This is a genomic window from Actinomadura formosensis NBRC 14204 (genome assembly GCF_001552155.1).
Lineage (GTDB): Bacteria > Actinomycetota > Actinomycetes > Streptosporangiales > Streptosporangiaceae > Spirillospora > Spirillospora formosensis.
Genome location: NZ_BCQQ01000031.1, coordinates 42,665 through 59,791, shown reverse-complemented (window position 1 = coordinate 59,791; position 17,127 = coordinate 42,665). Strand labels below are relative to the sequence as shown.

At 71.4% G+C, this 17,127-nt stretch carries 17 protein-coding genes; 9 read left to right on the top strand and 8 right to left on the bottom strand.

Features of this window, described 5'->3' with window-relative positions:
- The 4 genes from AF1_RS11070 to AF1_RS11055 form a co-directional block, all read right to left on the bottom strand.
- The coding region (locus AF1_RS11070) for an NAD(P)/FAD-dependent oxidoreductase (protein WP_067796128.1) at positions 1–1,072 on the bottom strand (1,072 nt) is incomplete at its 3' end.
- Positions 1,069–1,383 (bottom strand): (2Fe-2S)-binding protein, encoded by a 315-nt coding sequence (locus AF1_RS11065; RefSeq protein ID WP_067796125.1) that lies wholly within the window; start codon positions 1,381–1,383, stop codon positions 1,069–1,071. The genes AF1_RS11065 and AF1_RS11070, both read right to left, overlap by 4 nt.
- Positions 1,380–2,540 carry an NAD(P)/FAD-dependent oxidoreductase gene (locus AF1_RS11060; protein ID WP_067796122.1) on the bottom strand — a complete coding sequence of 387 codons (1,161 nt, stop codon included), beginning with the start codon at positions 2,538–2,540 and terminating at the stop codon, positions 1,380–1,382. Before AF1_RS11060 ends, AF1_RS11065 begins: the two co-directional genes overlap by 4 nt.
- Before the next feature lie 87 nt (positions 2,541–2,627).
- The gene (locus tag AF1_RS11055; protein WP_242608884.1) at positions 2,628–3,239 is read right to left on the bottom strand and encodes a helix-turn-helix domain-containing protein; all 612 of its coding nucleotides are present in this window, start codon (positions 3,237–3,239) and stop codon (positions 2,628–2,630) included.
- Positions 3,240–3,434: 195 nt separating this feature from the next.
- Here AF1_RS11055 and AF1_RS11050 point away from each other — a divergent pair, with 195 nt between their 5' ends.
- Positions 3,435–4,064 (top strand): GntR family transcriptional regulator, encoded by a 630-nt coding sequence (locus AF1_RS11050; protein ID WP_242608883.1) that lies wholly within the window; start codon positions 3,435–3,437, stop codon positions 4,062–4,064.
- A 1-nt stretch (position 4,065) separates the two neighbouring features.
- On the opposite strand, the gene AF1_RS11045 is transcribed toward AF1_RS11050, so the two are convergent.
- On the bottom strand, positions 4,066–4,698 hold the full coding sequence (locus AF1_RS11045) for an ATP-binding protein (protein ID WP_165488402.1): 633 nt from the start codon (positions 4,696–4,698) through the stop codon (positions 4,066–4,068).
- A 264-nt stretch (positions 4,699–4,962) separates the two neighbouring features.
- Between AF1_RS11045 and AF1_RS11040 the strand changes: the two genes are divergently transcribed.
- The 3 genes from AF1_RS11040 to AF1_RS11030 all read left to right on the top strand — a co-directional run bounded on the left by AF1_RS11040 (position 4,963) and on the right by AF1_RS11030 (position 8,060).
- Positions 4,963–5,919, top strand: a complete 957-nt coding sequence (locus tag AF1_RS11040) for a LysR family transcriptional regulator (protein ID WP_067796108.1) — start codon at positions 4,963–4,965, stop codon at positions 5,917–5,919.
- Positions 5,920–5,984: 65 nt separating this feature from the next.
- Positions 5,985–6,653, top strand: coding sequence for a GntR family transcriptional regulator (locus AF1_RS11035; RefSeq protein ID WP_067796105.1), 669 nt, complete (start codon positions 5,985–5,987; stop codon positions 6,651–6,653).
- 138 nt (positions 6,654–6,791) lie between these two features.
- A complete protein-coding gene (locus tag AF1_RS11030; RefSeq protein WP_067796102.1) occupies positions 6,792–8,060 on the top strand; it encodes a S1 family peptidase in 1,269 nt (422 codons plus the stop codon).
- A gap of 93 nt (positions 8,061–8,153) precedes the next feature.
- Here the strand turns inward: AF1_RS11030 and AF1_RS11025 are convergent, their stop codons facing one another.
- Positions 8,154–9,524, bottom strand: coding sequence for an aminopeptidase P family protein (locus tag AF1_RS11025; RefSeq protein WP_242608882.1), 1,371 nt, complete (start codon positions 9,522–9,524; stop codon positions 8,154–8,156).
- Positions 9,525–9,716: 192 nt separating this feature from the next.
- On the opposite strand from AF1_RS11025, the gene AF1_RS11020 reads away from it, so the two are divergent.
- From AF1_RS11020 to AF1_RS11000, 5 genes are read left to right on the top strand one after another with little or no spacing between them, the layout of a single operon-like run.
- On the top strand, positions 9,717–11,381 hold the full coding sequence (locus AF1_RS11020; protein ID WP_084262771.1) for an ABC transporter substrate-binding protein: 1,665 nt from the start codon (positions 9,717–9,719) through the stop codon (positions 11,379–11,381).
- Complete coding sequence (locus AF1_RS11015) at positions 11,381–12,331, top strand: ABC transporter permease (protein ID WP_067796096.1); 951 nt, start codon at positions 11,381–11,383, stop codon at positions 12,329–12,331. The genes AF1_RS11020 and AF1_RS11015 overlap by 1 nt, the downstream gene beginning before the upstream one ends.
- Entirely contained in the window at positions 12,328–13,317 is a 990-nt protein-coding gene (locus AF1_RS11010) for an ABC transporter permease (protein WP_067796092.1), read from the top strand. The genes AF1_RS11015 and AF1_RS11010 overlap by 4 nt, the downstream gene beginning before the upstream one ends.
- The gene (locus AF1_RS11005; RefSeq protein WP_067796089.1) at positions 13,314–14,282 is read left to right on the top strand and encodes an ABC transporter ATP-binding protein; all 969 of its coding nucleotides are present in this window, start codon (positions 13,314–13,316) and stop codon (positions 14,280–14,282) included. The genes AF1_RS11010 and AF1_RS11005 overlap by 4 nt, the downstream gene beginning before the upstream one ends.
- A complete protein-coding gene (locus AF1_RS11000; protein WP_067796086.1) occupies positions 14,279–15,238 on the top strand; it encodes an ABC transporter ATP-binding protein in 960 nt (319 codons plus the stop codon). Before AF1_RS11005 ends, AF1_RS11000 begins: the two co-directional genes overlap by 4 nt.
- 186 nt (positions 15,239–15,424) lie before the next feature.
- Here AF1_RS11000 and AF1_RS10995 read toward each other — a convergent pair whose 3' ends face one another.
- Positions 15,425–16,231, bottom strand: coding sequence for a hypothetical protein (locus tag AF1_RS10995; RefSeq protein ID WP_131732737.1), 807 nt, complete (start codon positions 16,229–16,231; stop codon positions 15,425–15,427).
- Positions 16,232–16,352: 121 nt separating this feature from the next.
- The gene (locus AF1_RS10990; protein ID WP_067796081.1) at positions 16,353–17,117 is read right to left on the bottom strand and encodes an alpha/beta hydrolase; all 765 of its coding nucleotides are present in this window, start codon (positions 17,115–17,117) and stop codon (positions 16,353–16,355) included.
- Between the last annotated feature and the right edge of the window lie 10 nt (positions 17,118–17,127).

The window sequence follows — 17,127 nt, the reverse complement described above, 5'->3', positions numbered from 1 at the left end:
GGTCGCGGCGGCGGCGCGTGCCCGCCAGGCCGGGGGCGTCCGGGGCGCCGCCGCCGGCGATCCAGCCGGCGAGCAGGCCCTCGGTGCGGGCGGACTGGGCCCCGGCGATGCCGGTGATCTCCCCTGCCGCATAGACGGCCGGGGCGGTGGTGCGCTGGTCGTCGTCCACCTCGGCGAACGCGCCGTCGCGCAGCCGGCAGCCGGCCGCGACCGGGAGTTCGAGCTGCGGGCTGAAGCCGTGGGTGACGCACAGCGCGTCCACCGCGACGGTCTGCTCGCTGCCGGGGACGACCGACCAGTCGGGACGGAGCCGTGCGGTGACCGCCTCCTCCACGCGCCCGTCGCCCCGGGCCTCGATCACGGCGCGGCCCGTCCGGTAGGGGACGCGGTGCCGGGCCAGCAGACCGGCGTACTCGGCGAGTTCCGTGGCCTTGCCGGTCTCGGACGCCAGTTCCCAGGGGCGGCGGATCCAGCCGCGTGCGACGGTCGAGGCCGGGTTCGCCTCCAGCACCGCCCGGACGGTCGAGCCCGCCTCCAGCAGCGACGCGGCGACCGGCAGCAGGAACGGTCCGGAGCCGGCGATCAGCACCCGGTCGCCGACCACGAGGCGCTCGCCCTTCGCCAGTGCCTGCGCCGCCCCGGCGGTGTGCACGCCGGGCAGTTCCCAGCCGGGGAACGGCAGCACCCGGTCGTGGGCGCCGGGCGCGAGGACCAGCGCGTCGGGCCGCAGCACCCGGCGTTCCCGTCCCGCCGCGTCGATCTCGCCGCGCAGCACGTGGACATGCGGCGCGGCGGGCTCGTCCCGCTCGATCGACCAGACGGTGCTCTCCGGCCACCAGTCGCAGCGCGGGTGCCCGAGCACATGGTCGCGGAGGCGTTCGAAGCCGTGCCAGCCGTGGTGCAGGCGCCCGGGATGCTCGGCGGCGTAGGCGTCGGGGAGCATCCGGTGGTACTGGCCGCCCGGATGCTCGGCGGCGTCGACCAGCGTCACCCGCGCGCCGGCGCGCAGCGCGCCCGCCGCCGCGCCGAGGCCCGCCGGGCCGGCGCCGACGATCACGACATGCCGGGTCATCGGGCGTCCTCCTCCGCGCGGGACTGGGTGGTCACGTCATCGCCGTCGCGGGCGCGGCGGCGGCAGGCCCGCACATCGCGGACGCCGTTGACCGTGACCAGGCAGTCGAAGCACGCGCCGATGCCGCAAAAGACGCCGCGCGGCGTACCCGACGGGCTTTCCCGCCAGGTCAGCCGGCCGGACGCCAGCAGCACGCCGGCGATCGTCTGGCCCTCGACACCGTCGAGCGGCGTACCGTCCACGGTGATGCGCAGCGGGGTGTCGCGGCGGCCGGTCGCATCGTCGGCCGCGCGCACGAGTCTCGGGCTCATCCGCTCTCCCCTTCCGACCGGACGGCGGGCCGATCCACCCGGAACGGCTTCGCATCGATCTCCGGTTCGTTTCCGAACATCAGGTCGCGCAGGACGGCGGCCGTCCCGACCGACAGCCCGATGCCGGCGCCTTCGTGCCCGGTGGTGTGCCAGAGCCCCGCGAGGCCCGGGTCCGCGCCGATCACGGGCAGATGGTCGGCGACATAGGGGCGGAACCCGCCGTACGCGCGCATCACCGGCACCTCGGCCAGGCACGGGAAGAGACGCAGCGCCTTGCGGGCGATCACCGACAGCACCTCGGGGCGCATCCGGTCGTCGAACCCGACCCGGCGGCGCGAGGAACCGAGCAGGATCGTTCCCGCGCGGGTCGACTCCACCACGGCCGACGCCTGCAGTTCCTCGGCGCCGCTGCCGACCGCGCCCACATAGTCGGCGTCGTAGACCTTGTGGAACACGGTCGGCGGCTGCGGCGCGGTGACCAGCACCTCGCCGCGCCGGGGCCGCACGCCCAGCCGGACGCCGAGCCGCGCGGCGACCTCGCCGGACCACGGCCCGGCCGCGTTCACGAACGCCTCGCCCTCGATGATCCCGGCGGAGGTGCGCACGCCGGTGATCCGGCCGCCGCGCGTGACCGCGCCGAGGACCTCGCGTCCGGTGCGCAGCACGGCGCCGGCCCTGATCGCGTCGGCGAGCAGGGCGGTGGCGGCGCCGGCGGGCTGCACCTGGGCGTCCTCGGGGTAGTGGACGGCGGCGGTGACGTCCTTGGTGACGTGCGGTTCGGCATCGGCGAGCGCGGCGGCGTCCATCTCCCCGGCGTCCACACCGGCGGCGCGCTGGCTCGCGGCGAAATCGCGCAGCGCCCCGGCACCCGCCTCGGTCGTCGCGACGACGATGCCGCCCTTGGGGTCCCACTCCACTCCCCCGGCGTCCGGGAGCCCGTCGAGGATCTGCGGCCACAGCCGCCGGGACAGCCGCGCCAGTTCCAGTTCGGGGCCGGGGCCCTTGTCGGAGACCAGGACGTTGCCCTCGCCGTGCGCGGTGGTCGCGGCGGCGGGGCGGCCGCGCTCCACGACCGTGACCGCGCAGCCCGCGAGTGCCAGCTCACGGGCGCAGGCGGCGCCGACGATCCCGGCGCCCAGTACCACGACCCGTGTCATCCCCACTCCATTCGTTCGATAAACCGAACGATGCCGAGCGTACGTCCGCCGCGAGCCGAATGTCAACGCTCCGGATCGGACCGCCCGTCAGGGGCCGTCGAACCGGTGCGGCGGTTCCGCGGGCGCGGAGTGAAGTCGCTGGTCGGCGTCGTACTGGAGCAGCAGGACGGACCGCACATTCCCCTCCAGCGCGACATAGGAGTGCGGAAGGCGGGCGTCGAAGCTGACGTAGTCGCCGGGGCCCAGCTCCACGTCCCGGTCGTCCACCCGAACGGCCAGCCGCCCGGTCTGGACGATGGTGTGCTCGGTCCCCACATGGCCCAGCGAATCCTGCCTGCGCCCGGCCCTGACCTGCTGGTCGTACACTTCGAACATGGCACCGCCGGACGCGATGCCGCGCAGCGGGCGCAGGTCGACGCCCTCGCCGCGCAGCACCTCCACCTCGGCGGCGCGCACCACGGTCACTCCGGACGGCTCCTGGTTGTCGAGCAGATCGGAGATCGGGATCTCCAGCGCGCGCGACAGGCTGAACACCGTCTCGATGGTGGGGTTGCCCGCGCCGGCCTCCAGCTGGGAGAGCGTCGCCTTGCCGATCTTCGAGCGGCGCGACAGCTCCGACAGCGACAGGCCGAGTTCCAGCCGGGCACGCCGCAGATTGCCGGCCAGCACGTCCCGTACCGACTCTCCCGCTGCGCTCACGCTCGCGCCCCCGCTCCGCATCCACCGACGTTCGACGTGTCGAACGGCAAGTGTACCGGCGGCCCGGCGGGGAACCTGCAGTGCAATACTACATCTCACTGACCTGCAGGGCCGTCGCGCCGCCGGACGGCCCCGACCCGGAGGAGAGTCCCGACCCAGATGCTGAACCTGCCTGCCCTGGGCCCGAGGAAGAGCGTGCGAGTCCAGATCGCCCACGCGCTTCGGGCCGCGATCGTCAGCGGCGAGATGCGGCCGGGCGTGGTCTACTCCGCCCCGGCGATCGCCGATCGCTTCGGGGTGTCCGCGACCCCGGTCCGGGAGGCCATGATCGACCTGGCCCGGGAGGGACTGGTCACCGTCGTCCGCAACAAGGGATTCCGCGTCACCGAGCTGTCCGACCGGGAACTGGACGAGATCACCGAGGTGCGGGCGCTGATCGAGGTCCCCACCGTCGTCCGGGTCGCGCAGACCGTGCGCCCCGAGGAGATCCGCGCGCTGCTCCCGCTGGCCGAGGCCATCGTGCAGGCCGCCGAGAACCGGGACGTTCTCGCCTACATCGAGGCGGACCACCGCTTCCATCTCGCGCTGCTCGGGCTGGGCGGCAACTCCCACATCCTGAGACTGGTGAGCGAACTCCGCTACATGTCCCGGCTGTACGGCGTGCCGCAACTGGCGGAGCGCGGCGAGCTGGAGCCGTCGGCCCGCGAGCACGAGGAGCTGCTGGAAGCCGCGGCGACCGGCGACGTGGCGCGCACCGAGTCGCTGATGAACCACCATCTGCGCCACATCCGCGGAATCTGGGCGGACCGTCCCGAGCACCGCTGACTCACCGCAGATCCCAGGAGTGCGCGCAGGGCATCACCCCGGCCGCGGCGAGTTCCTCCCGATGCCGGATGATCTGCTCGATGACCTCGACGTCGTCCGCCACCGGGTGCCGGATGCCGGGCGCGGGCCATCGCACCTGCGGCATCGAGGCGGTCAGCGGCACCTCCGGCAGGGGGACGGTGAAATAGACCGCCTTACCGGAGACCTGGGCCGTCCCAAGCCTGCAGCGGGTGGGATGAACGCCCCAGCGTCCGCCGATCTCCGACGTCAGCGCGCTCACGAGCGTCAGCCCGCGCCCGCAACTGGCCTCGGACGGCGCAAGGGGCCCGGCCGGAATATAGGCGGGACCCCGCCAGGGAGCGGCGTCGAACACCGTGAACATGACCCGCGGCCGGTTCAATCGGCTGACGTACGCCCACACTTCGGCCCGCTCACGGTCACCGTGCAGGATCGCGTTCGCGGCCAGCTCCGAAATGATCGTCTGTGCGTCCTGGACCGTGTCCGGGGCCATCCCCAGCCCGATGGACACGGAACGGACGATGGACCGCGCGATCGCCGCCGCCTTCGGATCGGGCGGCAGCGGCCAGACCGGAAAGGCACCGCCGCTCAGTGAGGCGACCCCTTCCTCGTCCATGTGTGACTTCTCCGTCATGACGCTCGCTTTCCACGAGTTCACTGGCCGGTGCGCGCGGGACCGCCGGGAGAGGGCAGCGGTGAGGAGCCCTCTCCCGGCGGCCGGAGGGGACAGCGGCTCCCTTCTGCCGTCGGCGCGATCACGTCAACGACCGTGGGCTCGGTTACCGCTGCTTCCCGTGATCGCTCACTCTTGTGGAGGAGTACGGGAAGTATGGCCGTTTCGCTCAGCCGGGAGGCATCAGCTACGGCATAATCTCCGGCTATGGATCTCGATATCGGTCATCTGCGCATGGTGTGCGCGATGGCGGAAACGGGAAGCGTCACCCGGGCCGCGGCGCGGATGGGCGTGTCACAGCCCGCCATGTCGAGCCAGCTGCGCAAAGTCGAGGAACTGGTCGGCGGACGGCTCTTCGTCCGCAGCCGCTCCGGCCTGGAACCGACGGCGCTCGGGCAGCAGATCATCTCCCGAGCCCGGACGGTGCTGGCCGAACTGGACACCCTGATCGGCGACCTGCCCGGGAGCGGAGAGCCGAACGCGGCCCTCGGGCTCGGCAGCGTCCATCTGGCCTGTGTCGGAAGCATCGTGGCGCGGGTCAGCGAGGAGGTGCCGGGACGGCAGGTCTCGCTGCGCATCGAGCCGTCCTCGGCGCTGCTCGGAGATGCGCTCAACCGAGGCCATCTCGACGCCGCGCTGCTGGGGATCATGGAGGGGTTCGACGTCACGCTGAACCCGCCGGTGGTCAGCCGCACGCTGGTGCCCCGGTACCCGATCTTCGTCGCCCTCTCGGCGCACCATCCGCTGGCCGGGCAGAACGAGATCGACCTGATCGACCTGAAGGACGAGTCCTGGATCGGCCCGCCGGGCGCCGACGACGGCTCGCTCGCGTCGCTGCGCGCGTCCTGCCGTGCCGCCGGCTTCGAGCCGGTCGTGCGCTTCGAGGCGCCGAGCGGCGCGGCCTGCCCGCTGGTGGCGGCGGGGCACGGGGTGCGCCTGGTGGATCCGTCGTGGCCGCCGCAGCCCGGCACGGTCGTCCGGCCGCTGACCGGGGAACCGCAGGTCGCGAAGCTGATCGTGGCATGGCGCCGGGACCGGCTGAACGACGAGGACGCCACCGCCCTCTACCGGGGTTTCGCGGCCGCTTTCGTGGAGCACGCGGACCGGCATCCCGCGTTCGGCGCCTGGTGGCACGCGCACCCGCACGTCCATCCGCTGCTGTGATCATGCCCTGCCGCTGTTACCCCCACGTGGAACGGTATTCTGATCGCGGGTGGGGAGGAGGCGTCATGGATACGGTGGCCGATGCCGTGGTCGGATTGCCGGACCTCGGCGGTCACAGCAGCCTCCGAAGGCAGGTGGCCGAGGCGCTGCGCAGCGCGCTGGCCAGCGGAAAACTCCGGTCGGGCGTCGTGTACTCCGCGCCTACGCTGGCCGAGGAGTTCGGGATCTCCGCCACACCTGTGCGCGAAGCCATGATCGACCTGGTGCGGGACGGCCTGTTCGAGGCCGTCCGCAACCGCGGCTTCCGGGTGGTCCCCCTGTCCGAGCAGGATCTCGCCGAACTCAGCGAGATCCGCGAACTGGTCGAGATCCCGGCCGTCCTGGGGCTGGCCGGCGCCGTCCCCGAGGAGGCCCGCGCACGGCTGCGCGCCCTGGCCGCCGAGGTCACCGAGGCGGCGGCGAAGGACGACCTGCTGCGTTTCATCGACGCCGACCGCCGTTTTCACGCCGAATTGCTCAGGCTGACCGGCAATCAGACGCTCGTCCGGACGGTTCTCGACCTGCGCAGCCGGTCCCGGATGTACGGGCTCATCCAGCCCACGGCCACGCAGACGCGGATGACGGCGGCCGACGAGCACGTCCGGCTGCTGGACGCGCTGGTCGCCGGGGATGCCGACGCGGCGAGGGCCATCATGATGCGCCACCTCGACCACGTGCGAAACGTCGGAGCCTGAGCCCCCGGCGCTAGATCTGTGCGGCTTGACCCCTTGGCAAAGACCATTTTACATTTTACAGTGCAATTTCACATTGCATAGCGGACGCCACGGCACCCGGCCGTGGCACCCCCCGGTCCGCGAAGGAGGAACCCCCGAATGGTCCGCCAGAAGCGCAGACGCGCCGTCACGGTCCTGACCGTGGCCGCCGCTCTGTCCGCGGCTTCGCTCTCCCTGCCGGCGCACGCCGCCGTGCCGGGCGACCGCGGTGCGCCCCCCGCCCCGTCCCCCCGCCAAAGCTCCCAGCAGCTCCAGAAGGAGGCCAAGCAGACACTCATCAAGCAGATCACGAAGGACCACGGTGTCTCCGCCGCCGAGGCGCAGCGCCGCGCCGACCGCCAGCCCGCCCAGTTCAAGCTGGCGGCGAAGCTCGGCAAGGATCTCGGCGCCGCGTACGGCGGCGCCTGGATCGACCAGGCGCACGGCGGCAGGCTCACCGTCGGCGTGACCAAGAACGCGGCGGCGCCCAAGGCGCAGGTGGCCGCGAAGGCGTCCGGCATGAGCGACACGAGCACGGTCAAGGTCCGGTACAGCTTCGATCACCTGCAGAAGGTGTCCGGCGAACTGGCCAAGCGGATCGCCAAGGCCAACAAGGGCGCCAAGAGCGGCCTTCAGACCGGCCTCGTCACCTCCGGCAACGTGGTGAAGCTGAGCACGCTGCGCGGAGCCAAGCTCACCCCCGCGCAGAAGGACGTGCTGAGCTGGGCGAAGCGCACCTACGGCAGTGCGGTGAAGGTCTCCACCTACGCGCACAAGTCGGTGCCGCTGTACTGCTACGACGACTACAGCTGCGACCCGCCGCTGCGGTCCGGACTGGCGATCTTCACCGGCGGCGGCCGATGCACCAGTGCGTTCACCGCGTACTCGGGCAGCAGCTACTACATGCTCACCGCCGGGCACTGCGCGGAGATGGGCTACTGGTGGGACGTGTCCACCTACAGCTACGGCTACCAGAACGTCGGCGGCGCCGTCGACTACACCTTCGGCTGGTACGGCGACTACGCGATCGTCTCGGTCGATAATCCGGGCTGGTGGCAGCCGCGCGGATGGGTGTACCCGCAGACATCCATCTACGGCACCGAAAGCGACTACGTCGGCGGATACGTGTGCAAGCAGGGCTCGACCACCGGGTACACCTGCGGAGCGATCACCGAGATCGACGCCACCGTCTCCTACCCGGACCGGACGCTCTCCGGCATGACCTGGAGCGAGGCGTGCGACGGTCCCGGTGACAGTGGCAGCGGCGTCTTCGACGGCAACTACGCCCACGGCATCCTGAGCGGCGGCCCCAACTCCGGATGCGGCATGATCCACGAACCCATCGGCCGGGCCCTGTCCAGCCTGGGTGTGTCGCTGCTCAGCGGCTGACATCTCCGGCTCGGTCCCTCACAGAGAGAAAGGGGCGGTGCCGTACCCGGTCGCGGGTGCGGCACCGCCCCCCTCGTTCGCTCTCCCCCTCGGCTACGCCGTGAGGGACTGCATCCAGATCTCGATCTCCTCGGGATGGCGCGGCAGGTCGGAGGACATCAGCCGGGCGCCGTGCTCGGTGACCACGACGTCGTCCTCGATGCGGACGCCGATGCCGCGCAGTTCCGGGGGCAGCGTCAGGTCGTCCGGCTGGAGGTAGAGCCCCGGCTCGACGGTCAGGACATGCCCGGGACGCAGCACCCCGTCGAGGTACTGGGACGCCCGGGCCGCCGCACAGTCGTGGAGGTCCATGCCGAGCATGTGCCCGCTGCCGCAGAGCGTGTAGCGGCGGTAGCTGCCCGACTCGGGATCGAGCGCCTCCTCCGCGCTGCGCAGCACGCCCCAGTCCTGCAGGCCCTCGGCGATGACGCGCATCGCGGCCATGTGGAAGTCGCGGAAGCGGGCGCCGGGCTTGACCGCCGCCAGTCCCGCCTCCTGGGCGTGGTAGACGAGGTCGTAGACCTGCCGCTGCCGCGGGGTGAACCAGCCGCTGATCGGGAGCGTGCGGGTGATGTCGGCGGTGTAGAGGGTGTCGGTCTCGACGCCGGCGTCGAGGAGGAGCATCTCGCCGAGGCGCAGCGTGCCGTCGTTGCGGATCCAGTGCAGGACGCACGCGTGCGCGCCGGAGGCGGCGATCGTCTCGTACCCGACACCGTTGCCCTCCATGCGGGCGATGCGCTCGAACGTCCCCTCCACCCAGCGTTCCCCGCGGGGAAGCCCCGTCGCCTGCGGCAGCACGGCGGCGACGGCGGTGAACGCCTTCACCGTGTGGTCCACGGCGGCCTGGAGCTGGGCGATCTCCCAGTCATCCTTGATCAGGCGCAGCTCGGCGGCGACGGCGGCGAGTTCGCGGTCGAGGTCCGGGTCCCGCACCGGGACGGCCGCGTCCACCGCGGGGTCCACGCCCCGGATCACCCGGGTCGGGCACGGGCCGCGGAGCGCTCCGGGGAGGTCGTCCAGGGGCGCGCAGGTGATCCCGAGCTTCTCCTCGGTCTCGGCGAGGGTTTCGCGCGGGCCGACCCAGAACTCCCCGTGCCGGTGGTCGCGGTAGAAGCCCCTGTCACTGCGGGGGGACCGAGGTCTGCGATACAGGACCGCGTCGTGCCCCGCCGCTGTAGGCTGCAGCACCAGGACGGCATCGGTCCCGGTGTCCGCCGTGGAGTCACCGGAGAGGTGGGCGTAGACGGTGTGCGGACGGTAGCGGTAGTCGCAGTCGTTGCTGCGGACCTTCGGCGGCCCGGCGGGCAGGACGAGTCGTTCGCCGGGGAACTGGGCCGACAGGGCGGCGCGCCGTTTCTCCGCGTACGGGGCGACGGACAGCTGGGCCGGGGGTGGTTTCTCGCTCGCAGCCCAGTCGCGGGTCATGAAGGAGGCGAGAGCCTCGGAAACGGGCAAATCGTGACTACCCGTAGCGAAGCGGTCGGGGGGGTGGGTGTCCATGTCGGACATGTCCTCCATGTGGAAGTCCCGGATGTGGAGATTCGATAACGGGCCTTGCAGTGCAATTGCACTGTACTATTTTATATGGCACTCCGCCCGACAATGCACGGAGATGCCATGAAACGTCCGGTACGGACCTGCTTCACCCTCGCTCTTTCGCTCGCCGTCGCCGGCGGGCTGTCCGCCTGCGGCTCGGGGGACGACGACTCGTCCGCCGCCAAGTCCGGCGGCACCCTCACGGTCCTCTTCAACGATGACTTCGCCCATTTGGACCCGCAGCGCAACTACGTGATGTTCGCAATGGACTTCGGTACGCGGCTGCTCTACCGGACACTGACGACATATGCCGCGAAACCCGACCAGGAGGGCACCAAGGTCGTCCCGGACCTGGCGACCGACACCGGCACCACGTCCGACAAGGGGAAGACCTGGACCTTCCACCTCAAGCCCGGCCTGAAGTTCGAGGACGGCTCGCCCATCACCAGCGCCGAGGTCAAGTACGGCGTGGAGCGTTCCTTCGCCCCCGACCTGCCGGAAGGCCCCGGATACGCCCGGTCGATGCTGGAGGGCGGCGACAAGTACAAGGGGCCCTACAAGGACAAGGACGGCCTCGCCTCCATCGAGGCGCCGGATCCGCAGACCATCGTGTTCCACCTCAAGGAACCGTCGATGGACTGGCCGCTGATCACGACGCTGCCGACGTTCGCGCCCGTCCCGAAGGCCAAGGACACCGGCGTCAACTTCGACAAGCGGCCCTTCTCCTCCGGCCCCTACAAGGTGGAGTCCTACGACCGGGGCAAGAAGCTGGCGCTCGTCAGGAACACGTACTGGCAGAAGTCGAGCGACGGCGTCCGCCAGGCCAACCCCGACAAGATCGTCGTGGAGGAGGGCATCGCCCAGCCCACCATCGACCAGCGGCTGATCGCCGACCAGGGCAATGACCAGCGGGCCATCACGCTCTACAGCGTCGCCTCGCCGAGCATGCCCCGCATCCTGACCCGCCCGGACGTCAAGAAGCGGTTCGTCAGCGCGACGAGCCTCTGCACCCGGTTCCTGGGCATGAACACCTCCAAGCCGCCGTTCAACGACCCCAAGGTGCGGGAGGCGATGCAGTACGCCATCGACAAGGAGGCGTACCGCACCGCGCACGGCGGCAGCGGCGTCGGCGAGCTGGCCGGCTCCTACCTCCCGCCCGCCATGACCGGCGGGCAGCCCCAGGACGTCTACAAGGCGCCGCCCAACGGTGACCCGGCCAAGGCCAAGCAGATGCTCGCCGCCGCGGGCAAGAGCGCGGGCTTCTCGATCAAGCTGACCACGACCAGCAGCGAGCAGGGCAAGGCCGAGGCCGAGGCGGTCCAGCAGGGACTCGCGCGGGTGGGCGTGAAGGTCGAGATCAACGCCGTCTCGAAGAGCGTCTACTACGACACCATCGGCGACATCAAGAAGGAGGACGAGCTCGTCTTCTACGGCTGGTGCGCCGACTACCCGTCCGCCAGCTCGTTCATCCCGCCCATCTTCGATGGGAACAACATCACCCCGAAGGGCAACACCGTCGTTCACCAGCTGAACGACAAGGGGATGAACGAGAAGATCGCCGCGGCCATGAAGGCGAACGACCCCGCCCAGTGGCAGGCGGTCGACCGTGACCTGATGGGCCTGTCGCCGATGATCCCGCTGATCCACGACAAGCTGCCGCTGCTGCACGGCTCCAAGGTCACCGGCACCTTCGGTCACCCCATCTGGGAGGGCGAGTTCGACTTCGCCACCATCGGGGTCAAGTAATGGCCGCCCCGCCCCTCACCACCGAGGCGGCGGGCAGCGCGTCCGCGCCCGCCGGCCAGTCGCCGTGGCGACTGGTCGGCGGGCGGCTGCGCCGTGACCCGGCCGCCCTCGCCGGGCTGGCGATCATCGCGCTGTTCGTGCTGATGGCGATCGCCGCCCCGCTGCTCACCGCCCTCAACGGGCACGGTCCCAACGAGTTCCACCCCGAGAAGATCGATAAGGCGCTCGCGGGCGCGCCCAAGGGCGCGTTCGGCGGCATCGACGGCGACTTCTGGCTCGGCGTCGAACCCGGCACCGGCCGGGACGTCTTCAGCCGCATGGTCTACGGCGCCCGCGTCTCGCTGCTGATCTCCGTCGCGGCCACCGGCGTGGCCACCGTGGTCGGCACCGTCCTCGGGCTCACCGCCGGCTTCGCCGGCGGCCGGATCGACACCTTCATCAGCCGCATCATGGACATGGTCCTGTCGTTCCCGCAGCTCATCTTCATGATCGCCCTCGTCTCGGTGCTCCCGGAGGGGAACCGGATGCTGGAACTGGTGTTCGTCATGGGCTTCTTCGGCTGGCCCTATATCGGGCGCATCGTCCGCGGGCAGACGCTCACCCTGCGCCACCGGGAGTTCGTGGACGCCGCGCGGGCCACCGGCATGCTGCGCACGCGGATCGTGTTCCGCGAGGTCCTGCCCAACCTGCTGGCGCCGGTGCTGGTCTACGCGACGCTCACCATCCCGATCAACATCGGCACCGAGGCGGCGCTGTCGTTCCTCGGCATCGGCGTCCGGCCGCCGGACTCGTCCTGGGGGCAGATGATGTCCAAGGCGATCGACTGGTACCAGGTCGATCCGACGTTCTTCGTGGTGCCCGGCGTGTGCCTGCTGCTGACCGTGCTGGCGTTCACGCTGCTCGGCGACGCGTTCCGGGACGCCCTCGACCCGCGGGGAGCCGGCCGATGATCCGCTACCTCGCGCTGCGCTTCGCGGGACTCGCGGGCGTGCTGCTCGTCATCTGCGCGGTCACCTTCACGATCTTCTACGTGTTCCCCGCCGACCCGGCGCTGCAGGCGTGCGGGAAGTCGTGCACGCCGGAACGCCTGGCCATGCTCCATCACCAGATGGGGCTGGACCGTCCGCTGTGGCAGCAGTTCACCGACTACCTCGTCGGCATCTTCGCCGGACGCTCCTACGGCTCGGGGCCGCTCGCCGTCCAGTGCCATTTCCCGTGTCTCGGGTTCTCCTACCAGAACAACATGCCGGTCTGGGACCTGATGATGCAGCGGCTCCCCACCACCGTCTCGATCGGCGTCGGCGCCGCCCTCCTGTGGCTCGTCGGCGGCGTCACCGTCGGCGTCGTGTCGGCGCTGCGCAAGGACTCGCTGCTCGACCGGACGATGATGGTCGGCACGCTCACCTCCGCGTCCCTGCCGATCTACTTCACGGCGATGGCGCTGACCGTCGTCGTCGTCCAGATCGGGGGCCTGCTGCCGTACTCCAGCTACGTGCCGATCGCCGAGGATCCCATCGGCTGGACGAAGAACCTCATCCTGCCGTGGGTGGCGCTGGCGCTGCTGTACGCGGCCATGTACGCCCGGCTGTCGCGGGCGTCGATGGTGGAGACGATGGCCGAGCCGTACATCCGCACGGCCCGCGCCAAGGGCCTGCCCGAGCGGACGGTCGTCACCAAGCACGGGCTGCGGGCCGGGCTCACCCCCGTCCTCACCGTCTTCGGCATGGACCTCGGCGCGCTGCTCGGCGGCGCCGTCATCACCGAGAGCGTGTTCGGGCTGCCGGGCCTCGGCCAGCTCACCATCGACTCGATCAACAAGTCCGACCAGCCGGTCGTGATGGGCGTCGCGCTGCTGGCCGCGTTCTTCATCACCTTCGCCAACCTCGTCGTGGACCTGCTCTACGCCGCGATCGACCCCCAGGTGAGGTACGCATGAGCCTGCTGACCGTCCGGGACCTCGTCGTCGAGTTCCCCACGCCGAAGGGCACGGTCCGCGCGGTGGACGGGCTGTCGTTCACCGTGGACGAGGGCCGCACGCTCGGCATCGTCGGCGAGTCCGGCTCCGGCAAGTCCGTGACCAGCCTGGCGATCATGGGGCTGCACGACAAGGCGCAGGTGTCCGGGTCGATCGACCTCGCGGGCACCGAGGTCGTCGGCGCGGACCGGGAGAAGGTCCGGGCGCTGCGCGGCCGGCGGGTCGCAATGATCTTCCAGGACCCGCTGTCGTCGCTGCACCCGCACTACCGGGTCGGCGAGCAGATCGCCGAGGCGCGGCGGCTGCACTTCGGCGCGTCCCGCCGCGCCGCGCACAAGCACGCCGTGCAGCTCCTCGCCGACGTCGGCATCCCCCATCCGGACGAGCGCGCCGGCGACTATCCGCACCAGTTCTCCGGCGGCATGCGCCAGCGCGTCATGATCGCCATGGCGCTGGCGTGCGAGCCGGACCTGCTGATCGCCGACGAGCCGACCACCGCGCTGGACGTGACCGTCCAGGCGCAGATCCTGGAGCTGATCGCGCGGATCCAGCGCGAGCGGGGCCTCGCCGTCCTGATGATCACCCACGACCTCGGGGTGGTCGCGCGGGTCGCCGACGACGTCCTGGTCATGTACGCGGGCCGGGCCGTGGAGCAGGCGACCGCCGACGAGCTGTTCGCCGGGCCGCGCCACCCCTACACCCGCGGCCTGCTCGGCTCGCTGCCCCGGCTGACCGGACCACCCGGTGAGCTGACCCCGATCCCGGGTGCCCCGCCGTCGCTGTTGCGCCCGCCGGCGGGGTGCCCGTTCCACCCCCGGTGCTCGGAGCGGATCGACGTGTGCGAGACGACGCGCCCGGCACTCCAGGGCGCGCCACACCCGGCGGCCTGCCATCTGCTCACGATCGAGAAGGAGGTGGCGGGATGACGGCGCTGCTCCACCTGGAGGGGCTGACCAAGACGTTCCAGACCCGGCGCGGGACCGTGAAAGCGGTGGACGGGATCGATCTGGAGGTGCGGGCCGGGGAGACGCTCGGGCTGGTCGGCGAGTCCGGCTGCGGGAAGTCGACGACGGGGCGGATGCTCGTCCGGCTCCTGGACCCGACCGGCGGGCGGATCACCTTCGACGGGCGCGACATCACCGGGCTGTCCCAGCGGCAGATGCGCCCGCTCCGCAACGACCTGCAGATCATCTTCCAGGACCCGTTCGCATCGCTGAACCCGCGGCACACGGTCGGCTCCATCGTGGCCGCGCCGCTACAGGTGCAGGGCATGGACGAGGGCAACCATCGTTCCCGCGTGCAGGAGATGCTGGAGTTCGTCGGGCTCCACGCCGAGCACATCGACCGGTACCCGCACGAGTTCTCCGGCGGGCAGGCGCAGCGGATCGGTATCGCGCGGGCGCTGATCACCCATCCCCGGCTCGTCATCGCGGACGAGCCGGTGTCGGCGCTCGACGTGTCGATCCAGGCCCAGATCGTCAACCTGCTGGCACGGCTGCAGCGCAAGCTCGACCTGGCGTACGTGTTCATCGCGCACGACCTGGCGGTGGTGCGGCACGTGTGCAACCGGATCGCCGTGATGTACCTCGGCCGGATCGTCGAGATCGGCGACCGGGACGCGATCTACGGCTCGCCGGCGCACCCCTACACCAGGGCGCTGCTGTCGGCGATCCCGCTGCCCGACCCGGTGGCGGAGCGGACGCGGGAACGCATCGTGCTCCGCGGCGACCCGCCGAGCCCGTCGGCTCCCCCGCCGGGCTGCTCGTTCCACCCGCGGTGCTTCAAGGCGCAGGACCGCTGCCGGACCGAGCGCCCGCCGCTCGCTTCGGTGGCCGGGCGCGAGGTGGCCTGCCATTTCCCGGAGCTCGGCCCCTTCGGCTGACCGTCCCGCAACACGCCGACCGTCCCGCAACACCGGGCCGGGGCCGGACCGCGCGGTCCGGCCCCGGCCCGTTCCCGGTTCCGGTCCCGCTCATCTAGCGGGAGCGGCGTCGCAGGGTCGCCAGGCGGGCGGCTATCCGGTCCATGGTCGCGTTTTCGGGATTCCAGCCCCGGTGGAGGAGGGCGGTCAGGAGCGCCTCCAGGTAGGGGGCGGGGCGGGGCGGGCCAGGAAGGTCTTCGTCACGGGGATGACCTCCCAGCGCATCTCTTCGGCGAGCCAGCGGCGCCGGCCGGCGTCGTGGGCGCGGGCCTGGGGGCCCGTGTGGTGGCGTTCGCCGTCGTATTCGAGGCCCACCCGGAATTCCGGGTAGCCGAGGTCGATGTAGAGCGGCCGGCCTCGGGGACCCGTCACCGGTACCTGGGTTCGCGGGCGGGGGAAGCCGGCGTTCACGACGGCGACGCGGGCCCAGGATTCGCCGGGAGAGGCCGCGCCTCGGTCGGCCATGCGGATGATCTCGCGTAATCGCCTGTTGCCGCGGTATCCGGGCAGCGTCCGGGCCATCGCGGTGAGTTCGCCGGTGGCCACGCCCCGCCGGAGGAACTGGTCCAGCGCCACCACCGCTTCGACGCGGGGAAGCCAGCGGGCGCAGTCCAGTGCCGTGCGGGCGGGGGATGTGAGGCGTACATCGGACTCTTCCAGGACGTGACCGGGCGGCAGTTCCGCGGTGTCGGCGGTGACCGGGCCGGACGAACCGGGGCCGATGACCTCAACGTCCCAGTCGGCCTCGTTCGCTCCCGGGGGTAGGACGTCCAGGCCCCATATCCAGGCGGCGGTGCGGCGGGCTATGACGACTTCTCGTGGGAGAAGGCTGCTCAGGGCCGCGGCGCGGGCGGTGAGGGACGAGTCCCCGGCGGGGGTGAAGCAGACGCCGGGGCCGGCGGGAACGATCGAGCCGGCGGCCGTTCGCTTCCACATGAAACTGGAACCGTTCATGCGGCCATGGTGCCCGGCCGCTTCGGCGGACGGCGGCGGGCGCAAAAATGTGGACGACTTCGCGTTCTCGCAGTTCATCGGCCACCTGCTCCCGGTTTTCCACGCGATCGCGTTCCAGAGGTCAGCGGGAGACCGCGTCAAGCCCCCACTTGCCGATGCGGTCGATCAGGTCCGGTGTGGCGGCGACCTCGGCATGGCCGAAGGCCGGCTCGATCCACAGTTCTCTCGGGTCGGACGCCGCCTCGTACAACTGGTGGGCGTGTTCCATGGGGAAGAACGTGTCCGCGTCGCCGTGGACGACCAGCAGCGGCACCGGAGCGATGCGCCCGGCGACCTCGTGAGGCGCTTCGGGGACGGGCTCCCACCCCCCGGGCGCGATCCGGGTGCCACGGGCCATCCGGACGGCCAGGCGGCCCAGGCGCCGTTCGATCACCCAGTGGACGCGCCGCATCGGCACCGTCCCGCGGTAGTACCAGCGGGCGGGCGCGCTGACGGAGACCACCGCGTCGACCCCGCCGTGCAGCGCGGCGTGCCGGACGGCGACCGCGCCGCCCATCGAGAACCCCGCGACGGCGACCCGCCGGTAGCCCCTGCGGCGCGCCGCCGCGACGGCCGCGGAGACGTCCAGGATCTCCCGGTCACCGACCGTGGAACGCCCGCCGGACCTGCCGTGCCCGCGGAAGTCGAGACCGATGACACCGCCGTGCGCGTTGAGGACGCCGGCGATCCGGCGGAGCGCGGGCAGCCGCCACGAGCAGGTGAACCCGTGCGCCAGGACGAAGCACACGCGGCCGTCGCCCCGCAGATGGCCCGCGTCGATCCGCACGCCGTCGGCGGTGTAGAGCGTGAGAGGTTCGGGTGGCGCCACACCTCCATGGTCGGTCATCGGGTGACGT

Bases quoted from the DNA above. Each gene is read 5' to 3' on its own strand.
- AF1_RS11065 (WP_067796125.1), bottom strand. From the start codon at position 1,383: ATGAGCCCGAGACTCGTGCGCGCGGCCGACGATGCGACCGGCCGCCGC.
- AF1_RS11060 (WP_067796122.1), bottom strand. From the start codon at position 2,540: ATGACACGGGTCGTGGTACTGGGCGCCGGGATCGTCGGCGCCGCCTGC.
- AF1_RS11045 (WP_165488402.1), bottom strand. From the start codon at position 4,698: ATGGACGAGGAAGGGGTCGCCTCACTGAGCGGCGGTGCCTTTCCGGTC.
- AF1_RS11040 (WP_067796108.1), top strand. From the start codon at position 4,963: ATGGATCTCGATATCGGTCATCTGCGCATGGTGTGCGCGATGGCGGAA.
- AF1_RS11035 (WP_067796105.1), top strand. From the start codon at position 5,985: ATGGATACGGTGGCCGATGCCGTGGTCGGATTGCCGGACCTCGGCGGT.
- AF1_RS11030 (WP_067796102.1), top strand. From the start codon at position 6,792: ATGGTCCGCCAGAAGCGCAGACGCGCCGTCACGGTCCTGACCGTGGCC.
- AF1_RS11025 (WP_242608882.1), bottom strand. From the start codon at position 9,524: ATGACCCGCGACTGGGCTGCGAGCGAGAAACCACCCCCGGCCCAGCTG.
- AF1_RS11020 (WP_084262771.1), top strand. From the start codon at position 9,717: ATGAAACGTCCGGTACGGACCTGCTTCACCCTCGCTCTTTCGCTCGCC.
- AF1_RS11015 (WP_067796096.1), top strand. From the start codon at position 11,381: ATGGCCGCCCCGCCCCTCACCACCGAGGCGGCGGGCAGCGCGTCCGCG.
- AF1_RS11010 (WP_067796092.1), top strand. From the start codon at position 12,328: ATGATCCGCTACCTCGCGCTGCGCTTCGCGGGACTCGCGGGCGTGCTG.
- AF1_RS11005 (WP_067796089.1), top strand. From the start codon at position 13,314: ATGAGCCTGCTGACCGTCCGGGACCTCGTCGTCGAGTTCCCCACGCCG.
- AF1_RS11000 (WP_067796086.1), top strand. From the start codon at position 14,279: ATGACGGCGCTGCTCCACCTGGAGGGGCTGACCAAGACGTTCCAGACC.
- AF1_RS10995 (WP_131732737.1), bottom strand. From the start codon at position 16,231: ATGAACGGTTCCAGTTTCATGTGGAAGCGAACGGCCGCCGGCTCGATC.
- AF1_RS10990 (WP_067796081.1), bottom strand. From the start codon at position 17,117: ATGACCGACCATGGAGGTGTGGCGCCACCCGAACCTCTCACGCTCTAC.